27 protein-coding genes are annotated in these 24,234 nt (G+C 55.9%); 12 read left to right on the top strand and 15 right to left on the bottom strand.

The genetic code is table 11. The features are described 5' to 3' along the window. Positions 1-8: 8 nt before the first annotated feature. Positions 9-464, top strand: coding sequence for a YehR family lipoprotein (locus AAIG26_RS09030; RefSeq protein WP_020454356.1), 456 nt, complete (start codon positions 9-11; stop codon positions 462-464). Positions 465-548: 84 nt separating this feature from the next. On the opposite strand, the gene AAIG26_RS09025 is transcribed toward AAIG26_RS09030, so the two are convergent. From AAIG26_RS09025 to AAIG26_RS09015, 3 genes are read right to left on the bottom strand one after another with little or no spacing between them, the layout of a single operon-like run. Beyond that, complete coding sequence (locus AAIG26_RS09025) at positions 549-1,034, bottom strand: DUF1456 family protein (RefSeq protein WP_045510781.1); 486 nt, start codon at positions 1,032-1,034, stop codon at positions 549-551. A gap of 53 nt (positions 1,035-1,087) precedes the next feature. Beyond that, positions 1,088-1,807, bottom strand: coding sequence for a two-component system response regulator BtsR (gene btsR / locus AAIG26_RS09020; protein ID WP_017459820.1), 720 nt, complete (start codon positions 1,805-1,807; stop codon positions 1,088-1,090). Next, positions 1,801-3,489 (bottom strand): sensor histidine kinase, encoded by a 1,689-nt coding sequence (locus AAIG26_RS09015; protein WP_020454358.1) that lies wholly within the window; start codon positions 3,487-3,489, stop codon positions 1,801-1,803. Before AAIG26_RS09015 ends, btsR begins: the two co-directional genes overlap by 7 nt. 219 nt (positions 3,490-3,708) lie before the next feature. Between AAIG26_RS09015 and mlrA the strand changes: the two genes are divergently transcribed. Both mlrA and AAIG26_RS09005 read left to right on the top strand, forming a co-directional pair. Beyond that, on the top strand, positions 3,709-4,440 hold the full coding sequence (gene mlrA / locus AAIG26_RS09010) for an HTH-type transcriptional regulator MlrA (RefSeq protein WP_020454360.1): 732 nt from the start codon (positions 3,709-3,711) through the stop codon (positions 4,438-4,440). A gap of 60 nt (positions 4,441-4,500) precedes the next feature. Further along, positions 4,501-4,614, top strand: a complete 114-nt coding sequence (locus tag AAIG26_RS09005; RefSeq protein WP_020454361.1) for a protein YohO — start codon at positions 4,501-4,503, stop codon at positions 4,612-4,614. Here AAIG26_RS09005 and AAIG26_RS09000 read toward each other — a convergent pair. The 5 genes from AAIG26_RS09000 to bglX form a co-directional block, all read right to left on the bottom strand. Beyond that, positions 4,589-5,326 carry an ABC transporter permease gene (locus tag AAIG26_RS09000; RefSeq protein WP_160269496.1) on the bottom strand — a complete coding sequence of 246 codons (738 nt, stop codon included), beginning with the start codon at positions 5,324-5,326 and terminating at the stop codon, positions 4,589-4,591. The genes AAIG26_RS09005 and AAIG26_RS09000 overlap by 26 nt on opposite strands. Beyond that, the gene (locus AAIG26_RS08995; RefSeq protein ID WP_020454363.1) at positions 5,310-6,257 is read right to left on the bottom strand and encodes an ABC transporter ATP-binding protein; all 948 of its coding nucleotides are present in this window, start codon (positions 6,255-6,257) and stop codon (positions 5,310-5,312) included. The genes AAIG26_RS09000 and AAIG26_RS08995 overlap by 17 nt, the downstream gene beginning before the upstream one ends. Beyond that, positions 6,250-7,404 carry an ABC transporter permease gene (locus tag AAIG26_RS08990; protein ID WP_343180517.1) on the bottom strand — a complete coding sequence of 385 codons (1,155 nt, stop codon included), beginning with the start codon at positions 7,402-7,404 and terminating at the stop codon, positions 6,250-6,252. Before AAIG26_RS08990 ends, AAIG26_RS08995 begins: the two co-directional genes overlap by 8 nt. Positions 7,405-7,412: 8 nt before the next feature. Then, entirely contained in the window at positions 7,413-8,330 is a 918-nt protein-coding gene (locus AAIG26_RS08985; protein ID WP_020454365.1) for an ABC transporter substrate-binding protein, read from the bottom strand. Positions 8,331-8,479: 149 nt separating this feature from the next. Next, positions 8,480-10,777 (bottom strand): beta-glucosidase BglX, encoded by a 2,298-nt coding sequence (bglX, locus tag AAIG26_RS08980; protein WP_343180516.1) that lies wholly within the window; start codon positions 10,775-10,777, stop codon positions 8,480-8,482. 308 nt (positions 10,778-11,085) lie between these two features. Here bglX and dld point away from each other — a divergent pair, with 308 nt between their 5' ends. Next, the gene (dld, locus tag AAIG26_RS08975; RefSeq protein WP_343180514.1) at positions 11,086-12,822 is read left to right on the top strand and encodes a D-lactate dehydrogenase; all 1,737 of its coding nucleotides are present in this window, start codon (positions 11,086-11,088) and stop codon (positions 12,820-12,822) included. 101 nt (positions 12,823-12,923) lie between these two features. Beyond that, positions 12,924-13,478, top strand: a complete 555-nt coding sequence (locus tag AAIG26_RS08970) for a GNAT family N-acetyltransferase (RefSeq protein ID WP_020454368.1) — start codon at positions 12,924-12,926, stop codon at positions 13,476-13,478. On the opposite strand, the gene pbpG is transcribed toward AAIG26_RS08970, so the two are convergent. Further along, positions 13,479-14,423: a D-alanyl-D-alanine endopeptidase gene (gene pbpG / locus AAIG26_RS08965; protein WP_343180513.1), complete on the bottom strand. Its 945-nt coding sequence runs from the start codon at positions 14,421-14,423 to the stop codon at positions 13,479-13,481. Positions 14,424-14,593: 170 nt separating this feature from the next. Then, the gene (locus AAIG26_RS08960; protein WP_020454370.1) at positions 14,594-15,181 is read right to left on the bottom strand and encodes a Yip1 family protein; all 588 of its coding nucleotides are present in this window, start codon (positions 15,179-15,181) and stop codon (positions 14,594-14,596) included. 170 nt (positions 15,182-15,351) lie between these two features. Between AAIG26_RS08960 and AAIG26_RS08955 the strand changes: the two genes are divergently transcribed. Beyond that, on the top strand, positions 15,352-15,936 hold the full coding sequence (locus tag AAIG26_RS08955) for a DedA family protein (RefSeq protein WP_020454371.1): 585 nt from the start codon (positions 15,352-15,354) through the stop codon (positions 15,934-15,936). On the opposite strand, the gene AAIG26_RS08950 is transcribed toward AAIG26_RS08955, so the two are convergent. Next, positions 15,933-16,706, bottom strand: coding sequence for an SDR family oxidoreductase (locus AAIG26_RS08950; RefSeq protein WP_097407461.1), 774 nt, complete (start codon positions 16,704-16,706; stop codon positions 15,933-15,935). The two genes, AAIG26_RS08955 and AAIG26_RS08950, sit on opposite strands and share 4 nt — an antisense overlap. A 106-nt stretch (positions 16,707-16,812) precedes the next feature. Between AAIG26_RS08950 and yohP the strand changes: the two genes are divergently transcribed. Further along, positions 16,813-16,899 carry a small membrane protein YohP gene (gene yohP, locus AAIG26_RS08945; RefSeq protein ID WP_017459799.1) on the top strand — a complete coding sequence of 29 codons (87 nt, stop codon included), beginning with the start codon at positions 16,813-16,815 and terminating at the stop codon, positions 16,897-16,899. A gap of 38 nt (positions 16,900-16,937) precedes the next feature. On the opposite strand, the gene AAIG26_RS08940 is transcribed toward yohP, so the two are convergent. Further along, complete coding sequence (locus AAIG26_RS08940) at positions 16,938-17,894, bottom strand: MBL fold metallo-hydrolase (protein ID WP_343180511.1); 957 nt, start codon at positions 17,892-17,894, stop codon at positions 16,938-16,940. Positions 17,895-17,967: 73 nt separating this feature from the next. Between AAIG26_RS08940 and AAIG26_RS08935 the strand changes: the two genes are divergently transcribed. Then, positions 17,968-18,882 (top strand): LysR family transcriptional regulator, encoded by a 915-nt coding sequence (locus AAIG26_RS08935; RefSeq protein WP_343180510.1) that lies wholly within the window; start codon positions 17,968-17,970, stop codon positions 18,880-18,882. Between the two features lie 439 nt (positions 18,883-19,321). Here the strand turns inward: AAIG26_RS08935 and dusC are convergent, their stop codons facing one another. Beyond that, positions 19,322-20,272, bottom strand: coding sequence for a tRNA dihydrouridine(16) synthase DusC (gene dusC, locus AAIG26_RS08930; RefSeq protein WP_343180509.1), 951 nt, complete (start codon positions 20,270-20,272; stop codon positions 19,322-19,324). A 220-nt stretch (positions 20,273-20,492) separates the two neighbouring features. Here dusC and AAIG26_RS08925 point away from each other — a divergent pair, with 220 nt between their 5' ends. The 4 genes from AAIG26_RS08925 to sanA all read left to right on the top strand — a co-directional run bounded on the left by AAIG26_RS08925 (position 20,493) and on the right by sanA (position 23,441). Next, entirely contained in the window at positions 20,493-20,891 is a 399-nt protein-coding gene (locus AAIG26_RS08925; RefSeq protein ID WP_045510813.1) for a CidA/LrgA family protein, read from the top strand. Further along, positions 20,888-21,583: a CidB/LrgB family autolysis modulator gene (locus tag AAIG26_RS08920; RefSeq protein WP_020454377.1), complete on the top strand. Its 696-nt coding sequence runs from the start codon at positions 20,888-20,890 to the stop codon at positions 21,581-21,583. The genes AAIG26_RS08925 and AAIG26_RS08920 overlap by 4 nt, the downstream gene beginning before the upstream one ends. Before the next feature lie 129 nt (positions 21,584-21,712). Continuing rightward, complete coding sequence (gene cdd / locus AAIG26_RS08915) at positions 21,713-22,600, top strand: cytidine deaminase (protein WP_020454378.1); 888 nt, start codon at positions 21,713-21,715, stop codon at positions 22,598-22,600. A 121-nt stretch (positions 22,601-22,721) separates the two neighbouring features. Continuing rightward, positions 22,722-23,441: an outer membrane permeability protein SanA gene (gene sanA / locus AAIG26_RS08910; RefSeq protein ID WP_343180508.1), complete on the top strand. Its 720-nt coding sequence runs from the start codon at positions 22,722-22,724 to the stop codon at positions 23,439-23,441. A gap of 4 nt (positions 23,442-23,445) precedes the next feature. On the opposite strand, the gene AAIG26_RS08905 is transcribed toward sanA, so the two are convergent. Both AAIG26_RS08905 and AAIG26_RS08900 read right to left on the bottom strand, forming a co-directional pair. After that, on the bottom strand, positions 23,446-23,871 hold the full coding sequence (locus tag AAIG26_RS08905) for a hypothetical protein (protein ID WP_269230683.1): 426 nt from the start codon (positions 23,869-23,871) through the stop codon (positions 23,446-23,448). A gap of 135 nt (positions 23,872-24,006) precedes the next feature. Continuing rightward, on the bottom strand, positions 24,007-24,234 hold the full coding sequence (locus tag AAIG26_RS08900; protein ID WP_020454381.1) for a hypothetical protein: 228 nt from the start codon (positions 24,232-24,234) through the stop codon (positions 24,007-24,009).

Genomic DNA, 24,234 nt, shown 5'->3' with positions numbered 1-24,234 from the left:
GGAATATCGTGAAATTGAGTAAATTCATCGCCGCACTCTTTTCTGTCGCTTTACTCATTGGTCTGACCGGCTGTGGGGAAAAAGAGCAGAGTAAAACCTTTACCTTTGCGCAGGCGGGCACGGAAGTGACGCTGACCTATTACTACAAAGGTGACGAGGTTGAACGCCAGACCGCCAAAAATAAAATCGAGTACGCTTCCATTGGCGCGAAGACAAAAGACGAGGCGATGAAAGTGCTGGATCCGATCAGCAAAAAATACCAGAGCATTAAAGGGATCAAAGAGAGCGTGGATTATCAGGAAACCTACGCGCAAGAGACGCTGGATGTGGATTACAACGAGGTCGATTTTGCTGCGCTGAACAACCTGCAGGGTTCCGAGTTTACCGGCACGGTCAATGGCAAAATCAGCATGAAGAAATCAGAAGAGCTGCTGAAATCACGCGGCTTTAAAGAAGTGCAGTAAGTCCTGTTCTCCTTCAAGCTGCGCGTTGTTGGCGATGCCCGCCTGGCGCTAAACCACCAGCGATGCAGCCTGAAGGATTATCGATTATTCCGCGTCGGTTTTACCCTTCGGTTTTTGCTCGCGTACCGCCAGACCACGTAGGAAATAACGCATAACCTGATCGCCGCATTCGCGGAAATTCTTATGATCCGGCGCTCGCATCATGGCAGTGATTTCCGGCATCGAGATGCGGAACTGCTGGGCGGTCAGAATAGCCAGAATATCGTCAGTCTTTAACGAAAAGGCGATGCGCAGCTTTTTCAGCACAATGTTGTTATTCAGCTTGCGTTCAGCCACCAGCGGCGGCGCGGTTTCATCTTTGCCGCGCTTTTCGTAAATAAGACCGTTCAGAAACGCGGACAACACAATATCCGGGCACGGCTTATAACCTTCCTCGTCTTCTTTGCGCAACCAGGGCGCCAGCTGTTCAACGGTCACTGCCGTGTCTGCCAGTGCCAGAATGCGCACCAGCGCGGTGTTATCAGCTTGCAGGGTGTAACGCACGCTGCGCAGGATATCGTTATTAAGCATATTTGTTTCCGGAAATGATGAACCAGCGCGCAGTGTAGGCATCGCACAGGAATTTACAACCCCAACGCCTCTTTTAAATTTTTCAGATAACGTCGACTCACCGGCACCGTCAGGCCATCGCGCAGCAGTAGCTCCGCCTGGCCGTTATCTTCCAGGCGGATCTCTTTCAGATGCGCCATATTGACCAGGTACTGGCGGTGGCAGCGCACCAGCGGCGTACGGCTCTCCAGCGTGCGCAGCGTCAGCTCGGTAAACCCTTCTTTGCCCTCCTGGCTGGTCACATACACGCCGCTCATGCGGCTACTGACAAACGCCACTTCGTCCATCTGCAATAACCAGATCCGGCTGTGCCCGGTACAGGGAATGAATTTCAGCGCTTCCTGGTTTTCCGGCAGCACCGACACATCCTGCACGTTTCGCTCAAGACGCAGACGGCTGAGGGTTTTCTCCAGGCGGCGGGCTTCAATCGGTTTAAGCAGATAATCGAACGCGTGTTCTTCAAACGCCTGCACCGCGTATTCGTCAAACGCGGTCAGGAACACGACATACGGCCGGTTTCCCGGATCGAGCATCCCGACCATCTCCAGCCCGCTAATGCGCGGCATCTGGATATCAAGAAACAGCACATCCGGACGCAGTTTATGCACCGCGCCAATCGCTTCGACGGCGTTGCCGCACTCGCCAACGATCTCAATATCGCTCTCTTCCTGAAGCAGGATACGCAGGTTTTCCCGGGCCAGCGGTTCATCATCAACAATCAGCACTTTTAACATGCGTGTTCCTCCAGCGGGAGTCGTAGGGTAATGCGGGTAAACAGATCCGGCTCACAGGCAATAGTAATGCCGCACTCATCGCCAAACCGCGCGCGCAGGCGCTTATCCACCAGGCTCATCCCTAATCCACTGGCGTCGGTTTTCGGCTGGTACAACCCGGCATTGTCTTCAATATCCAGCACCAGATGCCGCCCGTCCTGGCTGGCGTTAATCATAATCTCGCCCACGCCGAGCAGGTGCGACGTGCCATGTTTGATGGCATTTTCCACGATCGGTTGCAGGGTAAACGCCGGAAGTTGCAGGTGCGACAGCGCTTCCGGCACATGTAATTGCACCTGCAAGCGCGACTGAAAACGCGCTTTTTCAATTTGCAGGTAGGCGTTCACATGTTCAATTTCGTCCGCCAGCGTTACCACTTCCGACGGGCGTTTTAAGTTCTTACGAAAGAACGTTGAGAGATATTGCACCAGCAACCCGGCCTGATCGCTGTCGCGGCGGATCACTGCTTTTAGCGTGTTCAGGGCATTAAACAGGAAATGCGGATTTACCTGCGCGTGCAGCAGTTTGATTTCCGACTGGGTTAGCAGCGCCTTTTGCCGCTCATACTGCCCGGCAAGGATCTGCGCCGAAAGCAGTTGTGCAATCCCCTCGCCCAGCGTGCGGTTGATGGAGCTGAACAGGCGGTTTTTCGCTTCATACAACTTAATCGTCCCCACCACGCGCTGGTTTTCGCCGCGCAGCGGGATCACCAGCGTCGAACCGAGCTTGCATTGCGGGTGGAGCGAACATTGGTAAGGCACTTCGTTGCCGTCGGCATAAACCACTTCCCCGGTTTCAATGGCGCGCTGCGTCCAGACCGACGAGATGGGCCGCCCCGGCAGATGGTGATCGTCGCCGGTGCCGGTGAAGGCCAGCAGTTTTTCCCTGTCGGTTATCGCCACCGCGCCAATATCGAGCTCTTTATAGAGCACCAGCGCCACCTTCATGCTGTTCTCTTCGTTAAAACCCTGGCGCAAAAACCCTTCCGTCGACGCTGCCACTTTTAATGCAGTGGCGGAAAACGCCGAGGTGTACTTTTCGAACATTGCGCGCTTATCGAGCAGGATGCGCATAAACAGCGCCGCACCAACGGTATTGGTGACCATCATCGGCGCAGCGATGCTTTGCACCAGGTGTAACGCGCTATCAAATGGACGGGCGATAAGCAGAATAATCAGCATCTGGATCAGCTCCGCCACGCAAGTTACCGCCCCGGCGGTAAACGGGCTGAACACCAGATCGGTGCGCCCGCGTTTGATAAGCGCGCGGTGTACCAGGCCGCCGAGCAACCCTTCAACAAACGTAGAGAGCATGCAGCTCAGCGCGGTCATGCCGCCCATCGAATAGCGGTGAATACCGCCGGTTAACCCGACAAGACCGCCCACTAACGGGCCACCGAGCAGGCCGCCCATTACCGCGCCAATCGCGCGCGTGTTGGCAATAGAATCCTCGATATGCAGGCCGAAATAGGTGCCGAGGATGCAGAAAATGGAGAAGGTGACATAGCACAGCAGCTTATGCGGTAAGCGCACGGTTACCTGCATCAGCGGAATAAACAGCCGCGTTTTGCTCATCAACCAGGCGATAACCAGAAACACGCACATCTGCTGAAGCAGCAGCAACACCAGATTGAACTCGTACATACCCGCCACACCACATCAACTAAAGCGCGTAACATACAGGGTGTTTTCAGATGTTTCTTTGAAGCGCTGCAAAAAAATACAAAATCGTGCTCCGCATCACAAAGTAAGCCACATTGATTAACCGTTCGCACACATTTTGCGCAATTTTGCGGCTGCGCATCCTGTGCCAGGCGGCAGAGGCTACAGTTATACAGGGAGTCGGCTGGCGAGGGTAACACCATGGCGCTTTACACAATCGGTGAAGTGGCGTTGTTATGCGAAATCAACCCCGTGACGCTGCGGGCCTGGCAGCGACGTTATGGACTATTGCAACCCCAGCGCACGGATGGTGGCCACCGGTTATTCACCGAAGAGGACATTGACCGCATCCGGGAGATCAAACGCTGGATAGAGACCGGCGTGCAGGTCAGCAAAGTGCAAAAGCTGCTCTCTTCAGCGCTGGAAGAGACGCGAGATGGCTGGCGCGCCCAGCAGGAAACCGCCCTGCAATACCTGCAACAGGGCGACCCGCATCGCCTGCATCAGTGGATCAAAGAGCACGGGCGCGACTACCCGGCGCAGGCGCTGGCAACACATCTGCTTATCCCCTTACGATTGCGGCTACAAACTCAGCAGCCTGCCCTGCTGGCGATGCTGAGCCTGCTTGACGGGATCCTGATCAATTACATTTCCGGCTGCCTGACTTCTGCGCGTAAAAAACCGGGTAAAGACGCGCTGGTGATTGGCTGGAATGTGCAGGACACCACGCGGCTGTGGCTGGAGGGCTGGATGGCAAGCCAGCAGGGATGGCGGGTGGACATTCTGGCGCACGCCCTGCCCCAGTTGCGCCCGGAGATGTTTCCCGGCCGGACACTGCTGGTGTGGTGCGGCGAAACACCGGGCGAAGCACAGCAACAGCAGATGCTGGCATGGCGCGAAGCGGGGCACAGCGTCTGGTTGCTCGGCATTTAATGTTTTATTAACAACTCAACTTGCCTTTATAATGCCAGCCTGATTCAGAAGGAGCATAAAATGAAGTCTGGTAAAATTGTTGTTATCGCTATCTTTTTGCTGATGGCCATCGGCGGAATTGGTGGCGTCATGCTCGCCGGTTATTCGTTTATTGTGCGTGGCGGTGTCGGTTGAGCCGCTGCGCCAGCCGCTCAAATCCCCGATCGACAATAATCGCTGCCAGCGCCACCAACACCGCCCCCTGCACCACATAAGCCGTATTAAAACCGCTCAGGCCAATGATGATTGGCGTCCCCAGCGTACTTGCACCGACCGTAGACGCGATGGTGGCGGTGCCGATATTAATGATCACCGACGTGCGTACCCCGGCGATGATCATCGGTGCGGCGAGCGGCAACTCCGCCTTTAACAACCGCTGCCATGTGCTCATGCCCATGCCTTTCGCCACGCTTTGCACGCTTTCCGGCACCGAGGCGATCCCCGCCAGTGTGCCCTGCAAGATCGGCAATACGCCATATAGCACCAGCGCAATAATCGCCGGTTGTTTACCAAAGCCCATTACCGGCACGGCAATCGCCAGCACCGCCACCGGGGGAAAAGTTTGCCCCACGGCGGCAATGGTTTCCGCCAGCGGGCGAAACTCCCGCCCGGCAGAACGCGTGACCGCAACGCCTGCGCCAACCCCCAGCACAATCGCAATCACACTGGAAACCGCGACCAGCGAGAAATGGGCGACGGTCAGCGAAATAAAACTCTCCTGCAAATAGACCGGGCGCGGGAGCTGCGGAAAAAGTGTACTGAACAGCGCCGCGCTATGCGGTAACCAGACCAGCAGCGCAACAAACAGCGCCATCAGCCACAGCAGCGGGTCACGCAGGATCTTCACAGGCGGCCTCCACGCGCAGCAAATCGCGAAAATGCAGGCTCCCGCAGGGCTGCCCCTGCGCATTATTCACCGGCAATACTTCGCACTGCTGAGCGACAAACGCCGAGAGCGCTTCACGCAGCGTCATCGCTTCCTGAAGCGGTTCGCCGACAGCAACGCGTTCACTGCGCAGATAAGCGCTCACCTGCCGCAATGAGAGCAGCCGCACGCCAAGCTCGCTGCGGCCAAAAAACTCGCGCACAAAATCGTTACGCGGCGCGGTCAGCATCGATAACGGCGTCCCCTGCTGGACCACCTTTCCGCCATCCATCAGTACCAGGTGATCGGCCAGTTGTAAGGCTTCATCAATGTCATGCGTCACCAGCACAATGGTGCGTCCAAGCAGACGGTGAATGCGCACCATCTCCTGCTGTAACGCCGCGCGGGTTACGGGATCAAGCGCGCCGAAAGGTTCATCCATTAACAGCACTTCCGGGTCGGCGGCAAGCGCGCGGGCAACGCCCACCCGCTGCTGCTGCCCGCCGGAGAGCTGATGCGGAAAGCGCTCGCGCAGGGCAGGCTCCAGCCCCAGCAGAGCCATCAGTTCATCGACCCGCGCGTCGCGCTTCGCGCGTGACCACTTTTGCAGTTGCAGCACGGTGGCTATGTTCTGCGCCACCGTCCAGTGAGGAAATAAACCTATCGACTGAATGGCATACCCCATGCGACGGCGCAGCTCCAGCACCGGCAGCGAGCGGATATCCGTCCCGGCAAAAGTAATTGTGCCTTCATCGTGTTCCACCAGCCGGTTAATCATCTTCAGGGTGGTGGATTTTCCGGAACCCGAGGTGCCAATCAGCACCGAAAACGCGCCCGTTTTAACGTGCAAATCGAGATGGCTCACCGCGGACTGCCCGGCAAAGGTTTTACTGACGTTATTAAATTCAATCATGCTGTTTCACCTTCAGCAGCGCTATCCCTAAGCCAAATAACGCATCAACGATCACCGCCATTGCGATAACCGGAATGACGCCCAGCAGCACCAGATCCAGTGCGCTGCTCAGCAGCCCCTGAAAGACCAGCGCACCAAACCCACCCGCACCGATCAATGCGGCAATCACCGCCATCCCGACCGTTTGTACCGCCACCACTCGCAGGCTGCGCAGAAGCAGCGGAAGCGCCAGCGGCACGCGCACCTGCCAGAAACGCTGGCGCGCGCTCATGCCCATCGCTTCGGCGCTTTCCAGCACCTCCTGCGGCACCTGGTTTAACCCGGCGACCACACCGCGCACCAGCGGCAGTAAGGCATAGAGGATTAACGCAATCAGCGCGGGTGTCATGCCAGTGCCGGCAATCCCCAACTGGCTAAGCTCGGGGAATTGCTTTACCAGCCCGGCTAACGGCGCAATCAGTAAGCCAAACAGCGCCACCGACGGAATGGTTTGAATAACGTTGAGCACCGCGAACACCGGCCCCTGTCGAGAGGGATGACGATAGCACCACAGCCCGATGGCAAAGCCGACCACCAGCGCAGGTAGCAACGTGCCAAACAACAGCGTTAAATGCTGCGCCAGCGCATCGTTGAACACATCCTGCCGATTGGTGTATTCGCGTAGCAGCGAGAGATTATCCAGCGCGCCGCTGATCAATAAATAGAGAGGAAGGCACCACACCTGCGCATGCAGCAACCAGCGCCACACGGGGTTGGACACAACGCGGCGAATCGCATCGCTACAGGCCAACAGCGTTAGCGCCAGCCACAGCCACAACCCGCTGCCGGGCGATGTGCGCGCCAGCGGGCTGCCCGTCTGCACGAGATCGGTCGCCGCCCTGCCCGCGCTCCATACCAGCAGGCAGAACAGCGCTTCGGTAAACAGCAACGTTGCCACCTGCGCACCGCGACCGGGAATAAAGCTGATTGCCAGTAAGAGACAGGGCGCAAGTAGCCACAGCGCGGAAAAAAGCTGCCATAAGGCGCGGCTTTCACCGGAAACCAGCCGGTTTGGCGCATAGTTCACAAACGGCAGCCACGCCGCCAGCCCGCCCAGCACCGCCAACAGCAACAACACACGGTTATGGCAGCGTATCGAAACATCCATAGGGGTAATTATTTCACCAGACCTTTTTCTTTCAGGTAGTCTGCCGCGACTTTCTTCGCATCCAGCCCTTCCACCGCAATACTGGCGTTGAGTTTTTGCAGCGTTTTCTCATCCAGGCTGGCAAATACCGGCTTCAGCCACGTATCGAGTTCCGGGTAGGCTTTCAGCACAGATTCGCGTACTACCGGCGTTGGTGCGTAGATGGGTTGCACACCTTTCGGGTCGCTCAGGGTTTGCAGACCGAGCGCCGCCACCGGGCCATCCGTACCGTAGGCCATCGCCGCGTTAACACCGGAGGTTTGCTGCGCCGCCGCTTTGATGGTGACCGCCGTATCGCCACCGGCCAGCGACAGCAGCTGATCCTGCTTCAATTTAAAGTCATAGGCTTTTTCAAACGCGGGCAGCGCATCGGTACGTTCAATGAATTCAGCCGACGCGGCGAGCTTAAATTCACCGCCCTGCTTCAGGTAGCGGCTCAGATCCTCAAGGGAGTTAAGTTTGTTTTTTTGCGCCACATCCTGACGCACCGCGATTGTCCAGGTGTTGTTCGCCGGGGCGGGGGTTAGCCATACCAGTTTGTTTTTTTCAGCATCCAGCTTTTTGACTTTTTCGTAGCCCTGCTGCGCGTTTTTCCACGCGGCATCGTTCTCATCTTTAAAGAAGAAGGCGCCGTTACCGGTGTACTCCGGGTAAATATCCAGCTCGCCAGAGGTGATCGCGCCGCGCACCACTGGCGTGGTGCCGAGTTGCACTTTATTGACTGTTTTTACGCCATGACTTTCCAGAACCTGCAAAATGATATTGCCCAGCAGCGCCCCTTCGGTATCAATTTTGGAACCGACCTTCACCGGCTCCGCCGCCTGCAGCGGGAGGCTCACCGCGGCAATCAACCCTATTGAGCACGCAATCTTTTTCATGATTGTCATTGTACTTCCCTCATTTTTTACCGCCTTTTTCAGCAGCTTGAGAAAAGAGCGTAGCCGAAAATTAGCGGCTTTGTCGCGTCAGAAGGTTAAACGATTAAGGAATAAGGTATAGCGAGGGAAATCAGGCCGGTTTCCCGGCCTGTGAGAGGTTAACGCAGTTCGAACTCGCCCTGGTTAACGCGTGCGGAATCAATGCCGATAAAGACATTGAATTTGCCTGGCTCCGCATCGTACTTCATCTTCTGGTTCCAGAATTTCAGCGCATTGATATCGATCGGGAAGCTAACGGTTTGGGTTTCGCCCGGTTTCAGGTTCACCTTATCAAAGCCGCGCAGTTGTTTGACCGGACGGCTCATTGACGCGGTGACATCCTGCAAATACATCTGAATAACCGTTTCGCCTTCGCGTTTGCCGGTATTGGTCACTTCAACGCTGGCGGTCACTTTGCCGGTGCGCGTCATCGACGGTGCAGACATCTTCACGTCAGAAACCTTGAAGGTGGTGTAGCTCAGGCCATAGCCAAACGGATAGAGCGGACCGTTCGCTTCGTCGAAGTAACGAGAGGTATATTTATTCGGTTTATCGGCATCATACGGACGCCCGGTGTTCAGGTGGCTGTAATAAACCGGGATCTGCCCGACAGAGCGCGGGAAGGACATCGGCAGCTTACCGGACGGGTTGTAGTCACCAAACAGAATATCGGCAATGGCGTTGCCGCCTTCGGTGCCGGCAAACCAGGTTTCCAGAATGGCGTCGGCTTGCTGATCCTCTTTCACCAGCGCCAGCGGGCGACCGTTCATCAGCACCAATACCAGCGGTTTGCCGGTGGCTTTCAGCGCGGCAATCAAATCACGCTGGCTCTGCGGAATGGTGATATCGGTACGGCTGGAGGCTTCATGCGCCATGCCCTGCGCTTCGCCCACTACCGCAACAACCACGTCGGATTTTTTCGCCGCGGCGACCGCTTCATCAATCATCGCTTGCGGGGAGCGCGGATCGACAACCACTGCCGGTTCATAAAGATTGAGGAAATTAACGATATCTTTGTCATTGGTGATGTTTGCCCCTTTGGCATACACCACTTCACCTTTACCAGCCAGCGCGTTGCGAATACCGGTCAGCACGGTAACGGACTGATCGGCAACGCCTGCCGCAGACCAGCTGCCCATCGAATCGCGTTTGCTGTCGGCCAGCGGGCCCACCACCGCCACGGTGCCCGATTTTTTCAGCGGCAGCGTTTCCAGACGGTTTTTCAGCAGCACCATGCTTTCACGCGCCACTTCCCGCGCTTCTTTGCGGTGCAGACGGCTTTCGGCATTGGTATCTTTCGGGTCGCTCTCTTTCGGCCCCAGGTGGCTGTACGGATCGTTAAACAGCCCCATATCGTATTTCACATTCAGCACGTGGCGGGTGGCATCATCCAGCTCCGCCATCGTCACTTTGCCGGATTTCACCAGGCCCGGCAGGTATTTGCTGTAGTACTCGTCGCTCATACTCATGTTGATGCCGGATTTCAGCGCAACGCGCACGGCATCTTCCGGATCGGCGGCGGTGCCGTGTTTAATCAGCTCTTTAATCGCCCCGTGATCGGAAATGGTGATGCCTTTAAAGCCCCACTCATCACGCAGCAGATCTTTCAGCAGCCATGAATCGGAGGAAGCCGGTGTGCCGTTGAGGGAGTTCAGTGCCACCATCACGCCGCCGCTGCCAGCGTCCAACGCGGCTTTATACGGCGGCATATAGTCGTTGAACAGGCGCTGCGGGCTCATATCAACGGTGTTGTACTCTTTACCGCCCTCTACCGCGCCATAAGCGGCGAAGTGTTTCACGCTGGTCATCACCGCGTAGCGATCGGCCGGGCTTTTGCCCTGCATCGCTTCGACCATGGTGCGCCCCATTTCAGAGGTCAGGTACGTATCTTCGCCAAACCCTTCGGAAACGCGGCCCCAGCGCGGATCGCGCGAGACATCAACCATCGGCGCCCAGGTCATATTCAGGCCGTCGTCAGCGGCTTCATAGGCAGAAACGCGACCAACGGTTTTCACCGCATCAAGGTTAAAGCTGGAGGCAAGACCGAGGCTAATCGGGAAGACGGTACGCTGGCCGTGTACCACGTCATAGGCAAAAAACAGAGGGATTTTCAGGCGGCTTAGCTGCATCGCCTGATCCTGCATGGCGCGAATATCCTGCCGGGTGACGGTGTTAAAAATTGCGCCGACCTGGCTTGCTTTGATCATGTCGCGAATGGCTTCTTTTGGGTTATCCGGCCCGACGCTGATTAAACGCAGCTGGCCGATTTTTTCATCGACCGTCATTTTTTTGAGCAACTCAGTGACAAACGCATCCCTTGCTTCTGGCGTCAGCGGATGGTTGCCGAACATCTCTTCCGCCAGCGCTGGTTGCAGCGCGAGGCTCACAGCGACACCTACAGAACATAGCCATTTCATGTCGTTTACTCTCTTGTTTTTTCACCCATAACCGCGGTCACTGGCCGCGAAAGAAACGCAGTGTGCCATAATCCTGGCACGTGTTGCAGAGTTGGACTCTGATTTTTATGCGAATTCGCTCCCCCGTTTGGTTTTACGGGGCTAACATTAATGCGCACTTTACACGTCATCATGCATAACGCGCCAAAGCGGCAGGTCTTCACATTCTTATGACGCTTACTGAGATAAGCTTCCGGGCGCTAACGCCAGTAAAAAGCGGCCCGAAGAATGAAATGTCTTGAACAATGATTAGCCACAAGGAGTGGATAATGTCACATCCAAACAACGCGTTTATCAGCGAACTCAAACGGCTGGTTGGCGCTTCTCATCTGCTTACCGACCCGGCCAAAACGGCCCGCTATCGTAAAGGCTTTCGTTCTGGCCAGGGCAATGCGCTGGCTGTGGTTTTTCCCGGCTCGCTGGTCGAATTGTGGCGCGTTCTGCAGGCCTGTGTTAACGCCGATAAAATTATTCTGATGCAGGCGGCGAACACCGGGCTGACGGAAGGATCAACGCCAAACGGCAATGATTATGACCGGGAAATCGTAATTATCAGCACCCTGCGTCTTGATAAGCTGCATCTGCTGGATAACGGCGAACAGGTGCTGGCCTACCCTGGTACCACGCTCTATTCGCTGGAAAAAGCGCTTAAACCGCTGGGTCGCGAACCGCATTCGGTGATCGGCTCCTCGTGCATTGGCGCATCTGTTATCGGCGGGATCTGCAATAACTCCGGCGGTTCGCTGGTGCAACGCGGTCCGGCCTACACCGAAATGTCGTTGTTCGCGCGTATCGATGAGCAGGGCAAACTGGTGCTGGTGAACCATTTAGGCATTTCGCTGGGGGAAACGCCGGAGCAGATCCTCAGTAAACTTGATGACGATCGTGTGAGCGATAGCGACGTACTGCACGACCAGCGCCACGGCCACGATCATGATTACGTCACCCGCGTGCGCGATGTCGATGCCGACACCCCGGCGCGTTACAACGCCGATCCGCAGCGGTTGTTCGAAGCGTCCGGCTGTGCGGGGAAACTAGCGGTTTTCGCCGTGCGTCTGGACACCTTCCCGGCCGAAACGCGCCAGCAGGTCTTCTACATCGGTACGAATCAAACGGCAGTGCTGGCGGAGATCCGCCGTCATATTCTGGCGAACTTCGAGCATCTGCCGATCGCCGGTGAGTATATGCATCGCGATATTTACGATATCGCCGAACGCTACGGCAAAGACACCTTCCTGATGATCGATAAACTCGGCACTGACAAAATGCCGTTCTTCTTCACCATGAAAGGCCGCACCGAAGCGTTACTGGAAAAAGCGACGGTGTTTAAGCCGCATTTTATTGACCGCTCATTGCAAAAAATCAGCGGCTTTTTCCCGTCTCACCTGCCGCCGCGCATGAAAGCGTGGCGCGATAAATATGAACATCACCTGCTGCTGAAAATGTCCGGCGATGGCATTGCGGAAGCAGAAAATTGGCTGAAAACCTACTTTGCCAGTGCCGAGGGGGATTTCTTTGTCTGTACGCCGGAAGAAGGGAGCAAAGCGTTTTTACACCGCTTTGCCGCCGCCGGTGCGGCGATCCGTTACCAGGCGGTTCATGCCGATGAAGTGGAAGATATTCTGGCGCTGGATATCGCGCTGCGCCGCAATGACAACGACTGGTTTGAGCATCTGCCGCCGGAAATCGACAGCCAACTGGTGCATAAGCTCTATTACGGCCACTTTATGTGCCATGTTTTCCACCAGGATTACATTGTGAAAAAAGGCGTGGATGCCCATGCGCTGAAAGCGCAAATGCTGGAACTGTTACGCCAGCGTGGCGCGCAGTATCCGGCCGAGCATAACGTCGGCCATCTGTATGAAGCCGCCGAGCCGTTAAAACGTTTTTATAAAGAAAACGACCCGACAAACAGCATGAACCCCGGCATCGGTAAAACCAGCAAGCGTAAGTTCTGGCAGGAAGACGCTGCTACGGATAACGCATCGTCAACGGCGATGAAATAACCCGGCGACGGGCTGTATTGTGTGCTCCTTTCGTAATAGAGTAGCGAACAGCGCCAGAGAAACGTTTCTATGGCCGCCTGCTTTGAAGGAGCACACCCGTCATGTCAGCTGTCGATATCTTATCCGGTCCTGCGGTGGTAGTGCGCGACGCCTGCCCTGAAGACGTTCACGCCATTGCTTCGCTTTACGCCTGGCATGTTCTGCACGGCCGCGCCTCCTTTGAAGAAGTCCCGCCTACTATTGATGAAATGCGCACCCGCATGAACAACATCGCCAGAGAGGGTTTACCGTGGATGGTGGCGCTCTATCACGGCATCGTGGTCGGCTATTGCTATGCCGGTTATTACCGTCCCCGCGAGGCGTATCGCTATACCCTTGAAGAGTCGATTTACGTGGATGCCAGTATGACCGGGCGCGGTATTGGCAGTACGTTGATGAGCGCGTTGATCGCACGCTGTGAAGCGGGCCCGTGGCGGCAACTGATTGCAGTGATTGGAGATGGCAACAACAATTCCGGTTCGCTGCGACTGCATAAAAAGCACGGTTTTGAGATTGCCGGGCAGTTGCGAAGCGTCGGCTACAAGAAAGGCGACTGGCGGGATACGCTGATTATGCAGCGTCCACTCAACGACGGTGACTGGACGCTGCCGGAGTAATTAATCGTTTTGCGCGGTCTGCTCACCCGCAGACGGGTTTTGCGCCATCTGCGCCGCTTTCTGGCGCTTATAGCTCAATGCAGAAGCCGGAACCGGCTGCACTTTGCCGGTTTCAATCCAGGTGCGTAAACGGCTGGCATCGGCAAAATGGGTAAATTTGCCAAACGCATCCATCACCACCAGCGCCACCGGTTTGTTGTTAATGACGGTGCGCATCACCAGGCAGTGCCCTGCCGCATTGGTAAAGCCCGTTTTGGTTAGCTGAATGTTCCAGTTATCACGGTACACCAGGTGGTTAGTGTTGCGAAACGGCAGCGTGTACGCCGGGTTAGAGAAGGTGGCCATCTCTTCACGCGTGGTGCTGAGCTGACCAATCAGCGGATACTGTTTGGTGGCAATCAGCAGTTTGCTCAGATCGCGGGCGGTGGAGACGTTGTGAATCGACAGCCCCGTCGGTTCCACATAGCGCGTATTCGTCATGCCTAAGGCTTTCGCTTTGGCGTTCATCGCCGCGATAAAGGCGTTATAACCGCCCGGATAGTGGTGCGCAAGGCTTGCTGCCGCGCGGTTTTCCGAGGACATCAGCGCCAGCAGCAGCATATCTTTACGGCTGATTTCGCTATTGAGGCGCACGCGAGAATAGATCCCTTTCATCTCCGGCGTCTGGCTGATATCCACTTTGAGTTTCTCATCCAGCGGCAGGTGCGCATCCAGTACCACCATCGCCGTCATCAGCTTGGTAATGGAAGCAATAGGACGCACCAGATCAGGGTGGCTGGAGTAGATAACCTGATTGGTTTGCAGATCGACAATCATCGCGCTACCTGAAGCAATTTCAGGTTGTGCGGCGGTGGCCGCCGCTGTGGTTTTCGCGACGGCAAACGGCGCCACGGGCGCAGCCAGGATTAACGCCAGGCTTAATAAGGAAACTCGAAATTTCTGCATGGTGAGACTTCTGAAAATTATTCACGCACGTTATTACGCACACCGCTTCTGTCAGCCGGAGCAATAACAGAGCTGGCTTTGGCATAATAGCCGCCACGCAGGGTTGTCGCCAGAGGATAATCGTTGCGAGAGATTGCGTTGCCGACATTTACGCCAGCAACGCAACAGGTTTAGAACAAGCGATAACCGTAACCCCACAGGATCACCGTCAGCGCCAGCAGCACTTCGAGCACCAGCACCCCGATCGCCAGCGTCGAGCTTGAGAAACTTAAGCCCTCTTCTTTATTGATATTCAGGAAGGTCGGGATACCGACATACAGCAAGTAGCCGGTGTAAAACAGCGCCACCGTCCCCACCAGCGCGCAAAGCCAGACCAGCGGATAAAGCGCCACAATCCCACTGAGAAACAGCGGCGTCGCCACATAACCGGCGAACACCATACAGCGCCCTAATGAAGGCCGTTGCGGCAAGCTACGCGCCATCCACCAGATAACGCGGCCCATCACCGCCACGCCTCCGAGCATCAACGCATAGAACAGCACCGCCAGATAGAAACCGGTAAACAATGACAGCGTCACCACACTGTTTTCGCCAAAATTCCAGCCGATTTGCGTGGTACCAATAAACGCGCATACAACCGGAATGGCCGCCATGATTAATACATGGTGGGTGTAGTGATGCGAAATTGTCTCGTTTTCGCCTTTGATAACCTGCATTTCACGATCGGGATGGGAAAAGAGTCCCCAGACATGGTTCATAACGCCCCCTCGCTGACAGCCCGAACATCGACACTGTCAGTATAATTCACTATTGCGATTATTTTTTGTACAGCAACAAAAATGCCGCGACAACGAAACGGCGTCATTCCGGCGAAGGCGCGATATCGGGTGTATGCTTATAAGCGTTTTACCGGGAGGACGTAAAAACAATGGATATCAATCATCTGATTAGCCAGTACGGCTACGCCGCGCTGGTGATTGGCAGTGTGGCTGAAGGAGAGACAATTACCCTGCTGGGCGGTGTTGCCGCGCACCAGGGGCTGTTACGGTTCTGGCTGGTGGTGGTATCCGTGGCGCTTGGCGGCATGATCGGCGATCAGCTGCTTTATCTGGTCGGCAGACGCTACGGCACGAAAATCCTGCGCCGCTTCTCCCGCCACCGGGAAAAAATCCACCAGGCGCAGTCGCTCATCCGCCGCCATCCCTACCTGTTTGTTATCGGCTCACGTTTTATGTACGGCTTTCGCATTATTGGCCCACTGTTGATTGGCACCAGTCGCTTGCGACCGAAAATCTTTCTGCCGCTCAACATTGTTGGCGCCATCGTCTGGGCGCTGCTGTTTACCACCCTCGGTTACGTAGGCGGAGAAGTGATTGGCCCGTGGCTGCACCAGTTCGACCAGCATGTAAAACGCTGGATCTGGCTGATTCTAGCCATCGTGCTGGTGGTTGCGCTGCGCTGGTGGTTCCATCATCGGCGGAAAAAACGCCAGCGCAACGCGTCAAACGACTAAGCCGTTTTCGGTTTGAACTGCGGGTTAGCCAGCATAAAACCGCCATCAATAATCAACGATTGTCCGGTGGTGTAGCTGGCATGTTCTGAACAGAGCCAGGCGACCATGCTGGCTATCTCTTTGGTGGTGCCCGGTCTTGTCAGTGGAACAATGGGTAACGACCCCGGTTTTGCATCTTCGTCGCGCATGTTATTCATCGGCGTGGCTATTGCCCCCGGTGCGACGGCGTTTACCAGAATGTTGTGATCCACCAGCTCCAGCGCCATCGATTTGGTTAAGCCGCCGAGCGCGTGTTTGGCTGCAGTATAGGCGCTGGCGTCCGGCAACGGCGTATGCTCATGCACCGAGGTGATATTGACGATGCGCCCGCCCTGCCCCTGCTGCACCATGTGCCTGGCGGCGATTTGCGAGCAGAGAAACGCACCGTCGACATCAACGGTGAAAATGCTGCGCCAGTCATCAAATTTCATATCAAGAAACGGGGCTTTGCTCATCGCCCCGGCGTTATTCACCAGCACATCGATACGCCCGAAGCGGGAAATCAATGTCTCAATCGCCTGCGCCCCTTCCGGCAACTGGCTGAGATCGAGATGGATGGTTTCCGCCCGCCGCCCAAGATCCTCAACATGCAACGCAGCCTCTTTCGCGCCGTTTTCATCCGAATGCCAGGTAATGCCGATATCAAATCCCTGTTCGGCCAGCATCAGTGCACACTGTCGGCCAATCCCGGAATCGGCGGCGGTCACAATCGCAACTTTGGTTACAGGCATAGGTCGTCCTCTGGTTAACAAATAGACAGGTAAGTATAGGAAAAAGGCACAACTGCGTGAGATTGCCTACGCTTTTAACTACCTGCATATAAAAAGGACGAAGAAAATGATGAAGATACTGCTTTGGGCAATCCTGATTATCTTTCTGATTGGTCTGCTGGTGGTCACCGGTGTATTTAAGATGATCTTCTAAAGTACCGCCGGGTAGCGGGCGCTACCCGGCATGGCTGGTTAATTCCCCTTCGCGCTGTAATTCACCGGCACCCAGCGATAGCCATTCTCCGCTTTCATCACTTTACCCATACCGGGGAAAGCGATATGCGCCGCTGCCACCCAGTCACCTTCGCGCGCGACCTGCGCCAGCACCTTTTCCCGGGTTTTTACCGCCTGCTGCTGGTTAACATCAAAATGGATCGCCACTTCCGGCTGCGGTAATTGCACCGGATGCGCGTGAATAATATCGCCCCACAGCATCAGCGTCTTACCGCCGTGAGTGACGCGGTAAATCACGCTACCTGGCGTATGACCCGGTGCCGGGATCGCTTCAATGCCGGGGATAATTTGCGTCGGCGCGCGGAAAGGGCTGAGCTTACCGGTATCTATCACCGGGCGCAGTGAGCGCTCGGATTCCGCAAAAGTATGGCGCTGCCCCTCTTCCACCTCTTTTTCATGTGCCGGGTTGAGCCAGAAATCAACATCCCGCTGATCGACCCGTACGGTGGCATTGGCGAACACCGGTTTGCCGTCGCGCTGAACGCCGCCGGAGTGATCGGCATGGATATGCGTCAGCAGCACGGTATCGATGGTGGCCGGATCAATGCCCGCCGCACGCAGGTTTTCCGGCAGATGGCCGCCCGCGTCGCCAAACAACTGCCCGGCACCGGCATCCACCAGAATTAATTGCTTACCGGTGTTAATCACAAAGGCGTTGATCGAGGTTTCGGCATTGACGGGTAAACTGGCCTGCGCCATCCGTTCCTGCAACTGCTCCGGGGTGATATGGGTCAGCAATTTGTCGAACGGCACCGCGACGGTGCCATCGGAAACGGCGGTGATTTGCCAGTCGCCCATTGCCATACGGTAAAAGCCCGGCGCTTGCGGCTGGTGCGTTGAGAGCGGTGTGGCGGCAATAGCGCCAAAACTCAAACCTGCCGTCGCCAGCGCCAACAGAAGTGGATAATGTTTCATACTCTTCTCCAGTCGTTTTCATTGCGCCAGTATCCGGCAACGGCTACTATCACTCCAATTGATTGGAGTAATAATGACTATCAAAGAGAATGATTTTCGCAAAATCGATCTTAACTTGCTGATCGCCTTTGCCGTGCTGTTTCGCGAACAGAGCGTTTCCGTTGCGGCGGATAAGCTGCATCTGGGTCAACCGGCGGTGAGCGGCGTATTGTCACGCCTGCGCACGCTGTTTGACGACCCGTTGTTTATCCGTAGCGGCCATAAAATGCAGCCGACGGCCCGCGCCATCGAACTGCATACGGAACTGCTACCGCTGCTGGAACAGTTGCAAAGCGCGCTGTTTCAGCAAACGGCCTTTGATCCGCAGACTGCCAGCGTCACGCTGACGCTTGGCATGGCGGACTGGGTGGAAATGTGGCTGATGCCAAAGCTGATCCCGGCGCTGCAACAGGCCGCGCCCGGCATGCGTCTGAATGTGGTGGCCAGCGATCCATTCAGCGATGCCGGTCGGCTGGAAGGCGGCGAAATGGATATGGCGATAAGCGTCGCCGAGGCCGGGCCGCGCTGGCTGGAGCGCGAAGTGCTGACCACCATGCCGTTTATCACGCTCTGGCACCCGCAACAGCTGGCGTTGAGCGCACCGCTGGATATCGATACTTTTGCCGCACAGCCGCATTTAATGGTCAGCTACCGGGAAGCCACCAGCAGCCACTTCGACACGCTACTGGCCAAAACCGGCCATCAGCGCCGCATCCACTACACCACGCCACACTTCGCCGCCCTGCCGGGATTACTGGAGACCATGCCAGCCCTGGCGACCGTACCGGCAGGCCTGGCGCAGGAGTGGCAGCGCAGACGAGGTTTTGCGAGCAGCCCGCTGCCGCTGGATGTGCAGCCAATTGAGCTGGCGCTGCTGTGGCATCAGCGCCACAGCAGCGATCCGGCGGTAATGTGGCTGAAAGAGTTTATTGCTAAGCGTCTTAACTGACGCGTTCTGCCCGGTTTGCGCGGGCGGAATGCGGGTTATTTCAGGCTCTCGCCGTTACTGGCGATGACAGCGCGATACCAGCAGAAACAGTTCTTACGGCTGCATACCGGGCCGCTGCCGTTATCTCGCGTTCGACATCAATAAAACTGCAACGTCTGGCGATCTCCGCTTTGGCGGCGCTTTCCAGATCAATCGGCTTTCACCGGGTGTAACTCATCACCACTTGTGCGCGCGGCCGCCACCCTGCACCACTACAACAACGTTGTTTACTGTTTTGGCGCTATTCATTCAGACCCCGGAAACAAAAAAACCTGACCTCCGGCAGTTGCCAGATGATCAGGTTTCGCCTGCTTGCACAGTAACAATCCACACCCGCGCTTCAACCCAGCTTTATTCGAGCGCATAACGAGACAGCCTGCGAAAGGTTCACCGGCGCGTGTCAGACGCCAACGCGGCTGCGCTGGCGGGCGATTGCTTGTGCGATATCGGCGGAATGTTTATAGGCGCGGATCTCGGTAAACAACTCGCTGGCCTCAGAATATTCTTTGCGTAAATAGCCGAGCCACTGTTTGATGCGTGCAACGTGATACAAACCGGTATCGCCCTGCTTTTCCAGCCGCGAATATTTCGCCAGTAGCGCGACAACCTCCGGCCACGGCATACGCGGCTCGTTGTACTTCACCACCCGGCTCAGATTCGGCACATTCAGTGCGCCACGGCCAATCATCACCGCATCACAGCCGGTGGCGGCCATACAATCCTGCGCACTTTGCCAGTCCCAGATCTCGCCATTGGCAATCACCGGAATGGTTAACCGCTTGCGGATCTCGCCGATGGCGTGCCAGTTAATGCACTCCGCTTTGTAGCCATCTTCTTTGGTGCGCCCGTGTACCGCCAGTTCGCTGGCGCCGGCCTGCTGTACCGCATCGGCAATTTCAAACGCGCGTGCGGGGCTGTCCCAGCCAAGACGCACTTTTACCGTCACCGGCAGGTGCGACGGCACCGCTTCACGCATCGCTTTTGCGCCACGGTAAATAAGCTCAGGATCTTTGAGCAACGTCGCGCCACCACCGCTGCCGTTGACCAGCTTCGACGGGCAACCACAGTTGAGATCGACGCCCCAGGAGCCCAGTTCAACCGCGCGCGCCGCATTTTCCGCCAGCCACTGCGGGTATTGTCCTAAGAGTTGAATACGCACCAGCGTACCGGAAGGCGTACGGCTTTGACGATGCAGTTCCGGGCAGATTTTATAGAAGGATTTTACCGGCAGGCGTTGATCCACCACGCGCAAGAATTCGGTGATGCATAAATCATAATCGTTAACCTCGGTCAGCAGCTCGCGCACCAGCGAATCGAGCACGCCTTCCATCGGCGCCAGTAATACACGCATATCTCGCCCCATAAAAAAGAGGCGCCATAGTAGCGTCTCTGTTCAGGCGTGGAAAGTGCCTTTCTTCACTACACTTTTGGCTATATCGCGCGGTAAATCTTGTGGGAATGCATAACGTTCCTGAATGGAATGTTTGGTATGCTCACAATTCATGATGTGATCAGTAGCACGTTTTTCGCTTTAATTGTATGATGAATGCGTTTCGACAAGGGCTTTCACCATGAGTAACTCACTGAATATTATCTGGCAGTACCTTCGTGCGTTTGTGCTTATTTACGCTTGTCTCTACGCAGGCATTTTTGTTTCATCGCTGCTGCCTATTGCTATTCCGGGCAGCATTATCGGCATGCTGATTATGTTCGTGCTGCTGGCGCTGCAAATTCTGCCCGCCAAATGGGTAAATCCCGGCTGCTTTATTTTGATCCGTTACATGGCGCTGCTGTTCGTGCCCATCGGCGTTGGCGTAATGCAATATTACGACCTGCTGCGCGCGCAGTTCGGCCCGATTGTTGTTTCCTGTGCGGTGAGCACAATTATCGTCTTTTTGGTGGTGAGCTGGAGCACCCATCTGGTGCACGGCGAGCGTAAGGTGGCAGGACAAAAAGGGCAGAAAGAATGATGGCGTATATCTGGTGGTCGTTACCGCTGACACTGGCGGTGTTTTTCGCCGCGCGTAAACTCGCCACGCGTTTCAAGCTACCGCTGCTCAACCCGCTGCTGGTGGCGATGGTGGTGATTATCCCGATCCTGCTGGTGACGGGCATTCCGTATGACCACTATTTCCAGGGCAGTAAAATTCTTAACGATCTGCTGCAACCCGCCGTTGTTGCGCTGGCGTTTCCGCTCTATGAGCAGTTACATCAGATTCGCGCCCGCTGGAAATCGATCATTACTATCTGCTTTATCGGCAGCATGGTGGCGATGTTTTCCGGTACCGCTGTGGCGCTGCTGATGGGCGCGACACCAGAAATTGCGGCGTCGATATTACCCAAATCCGTCACCACACCGATCGCGATGGCGGTTGGCGGCAGCATTGGCGGTATCCCGGCAATCAGTGCGGTCTGCGTGATCTTTGTTGGCGTATTGGGCGCGGTGTTCGGCCATACCTTGCTGAACCTGATGCGTATCACCACGAAATCGGCACGCGGGCTGGCAATGGGCACCGCCTCACATGCGCTGGGCACCGCGCGCTGCGCCGAGCTGGATTATCAGGAAGGGGCGTTCAGTTCGCTGGCGCTGGTGATTTGCGGGATTATCACTTCGCTGGTCGCCCCGTTTCTGTTCCCGGTTATCCTCGCGCTGCTGGGCTAAAATTTGCGATACGTCGCGCATTTTTCGTTTGAGTTTCATAAGTTGCACATATAGTGTGAAGTGAATCACACATAGAGGCCAGGCAGCCCCGTAAACTACGATTCCAATACCCTGCTATGAGGCACAGCTATGCATTCACGTTTTCACACTGCTTTTTCCGGGCTTGCGGAGAATCTACAGACCGCACTGGCTCCTCTGCTGGCGGATGAGCACTTCCCCGCCATGCTGAGCGCAGAGCAGGTGGCAACATTGCAAAGCGCGACGGGGCTGGACGAGGACGCGCTGGCGTTTGCGTTGCTGCCGCTCGCCGCCGCCTGCGCCCGCACCGACCTTTCCCACTTTAACGTGGGCGCGATTGCGCGTGGCGTCAGCGGAACATGGTACTTCGGTGCCAATATGGAGTTTTCTGGCGCGACAATGCAGCAAACCGTGCATGCCGAGCAGAGCGCTATCAGCCACGCCTGGCTGCGTGGTGAAAAAGCGCTCTCTTCCATCACCGTCAACTACACGCCGTGCGGCCACTGCCGCCAGTTTATGAATGAACTGAACAGCGGTCTGAATCTGCGCATTAACCTGCCGGGTCGTGCGCCGCATACGCTGGGCGATTACCTGCCGGACGCGTTTGGTCCAAAAGATCTCGACATCAAAACGTTGTTAATGGATCAACAGGATCACGGTTTTTCACTGCGCGGGGATGACGTCGCGCAGGCAGCTATTCACGCGGCCAATAAAAGCCACTCGCCCTACACGACTTCGCCGTCAGGCGTGGCAATTCTTTGTCGCGACGGGCGCATCTTCAGCGGTAGCTACGCGGAAAACGCCGCCTTCAACCCAACGCTGCCGCCATTGCAGGGCGCGCTGAATCTGCTTAGCCTCAGCGGTTTTGATTACGCGGATATTCAACGCGCCGTACTGGCGGAACGCGCCGATGCGCCGCTCACCCAATGGGATGCCACCGCCGCCACATTGCGCGCGCTGGGATGTGAGAAGGTCGAACGCGTTTTGCTGAGTAAATGATCCTCGCTGCGGGTTCGCGCCCGCAGTGATGAAAAACCCCGCAATTGAACTACCGTTTCTTGCGCTTGCCGTACGGGTAAAGTAGCCTGAGGGACATTCTAATCCTGTTCGAGTCTGCTGCATGTTAAAGCGTTTTACTTACAGCTTGTTAGTCCTTATCGGCTTACTGCTGTTAACTGCGCTTGGCTTAGACCGCTGGATGAGCTGGAAAACCGCCCCCTATATTTACGACGACCTGCAGGATCTCCCCTGGCGCCAGGTCGGCGTTGTCCTCGGCACCGCGAAGTACTACCGCACTGGCGTTATCAATCAATATTACCGCTACCGGATTCAGGGCGCGCTTAATGCATATAACAGCGGCAAGGTTAACTACCTGTTGCTGAGCGGCGATAACGCGCTGCAAAGCTACAACGAACCGATGACCATGCGTAAGGATTTGATTGCCGCCGGTGTCGATCCTGCCGACATCGTGCTCGATTACGCCGGTTTCCGCACGCTGGATTCGATTGTGCGCACCCGCAAAGTCTTCGACACGAACGATTTCATCATCATTACCCAGCGTTTCCACTGCGAACGCGCGTTATTTATCGCCCGGCATATGGGCATCCAGGCGCAGTGTTACGCTGTGCCGTCGCCGAAAGATATGTGGAGCGTACGCGTACGCGAGTTTGGTGCGCGGTTGGGCACAATTGCCGATCTTTACATGTTCAAGCGGGAGCCGCGCTTCCTCGGCCCGCTGGTGCCGATTCCGTCAATGCAGGAAGTGCCGGACGACGCACAAGGCTACCCGGCCGTCACCGCCGAGCAGCTTATCGATATACAAAAGAAAGGAAAAAACTGAAGCATCAGTTAATGGATGCGTTGCGGCTGTTGGTTTTTACTGGACGGACAAGCGTAAAACCACGCTCAACAAAATGGCGATGATCGATAACCGCACGGCTGGCTTTATCGAGCGTCCAGTGGCCATTTAACGCGTTGAAGGACAAAGCTTTCTCCCCGTCCGGCGTATTAACCAGGTATTCCCCGCTTTTTAAGTACCCTGCGCTACACACGATTCGCGCAGGCGGGCTGTTCTTCATTCTGAACTCAATTTTGCGAAAGCCGGTCGGTACCGGGCAAAAGTAAAAAAACGGCAATGCGGTGATTTTGATATCGCCAAGTGAGGCAATCACGTCGCCATCGCGCAACAGTTCGACATTTTTCAAAGAGAAGTTAACGGGTGAGTTTTTTTCATGCGGTAAATTATCAACAGTAAAATAAACAAAATTCATAAGCGCCCCTGAGCTGCGGATACAACATCATTCACAGATTCATTCTTTCAAGCGTAAGTAGCTATGGGCATACAGGCATTCAGAATTGACTTAAATATCGGGCACATGGGATGTACCCGACGTGCAAGCGAAGCGTCAGGCCACTTTGCTCTCATGCTGTTGCAGGCTACGCTGAAGATCGTAGATCAGGCTTCTCACCATATCAGGCGTTAAATTAAAAAAGGGCGAATCAAACGTCGTTGCTCCCGCGCCGCAAGGCCCTGTGCTGCAACCAAACTTCACGACCACACCATCCAAATCCTCAACCACCCCTACCTGCCAGCCAATCACGGGAAGTGCAGGAAACGCGCCCTCACTGTTCAT

The organism is Kosakonia sp. PSU_27, assembly GCF_039409795.1.
GTDB lineage: Bacteria > Pseudomonadota > Gammaproteobacteria > Enterobacterales > Enterobacteriaceae > Kosakonia.
This window is presented reverse-complemented; position numbering and strand designations above follow the sequence as displayed.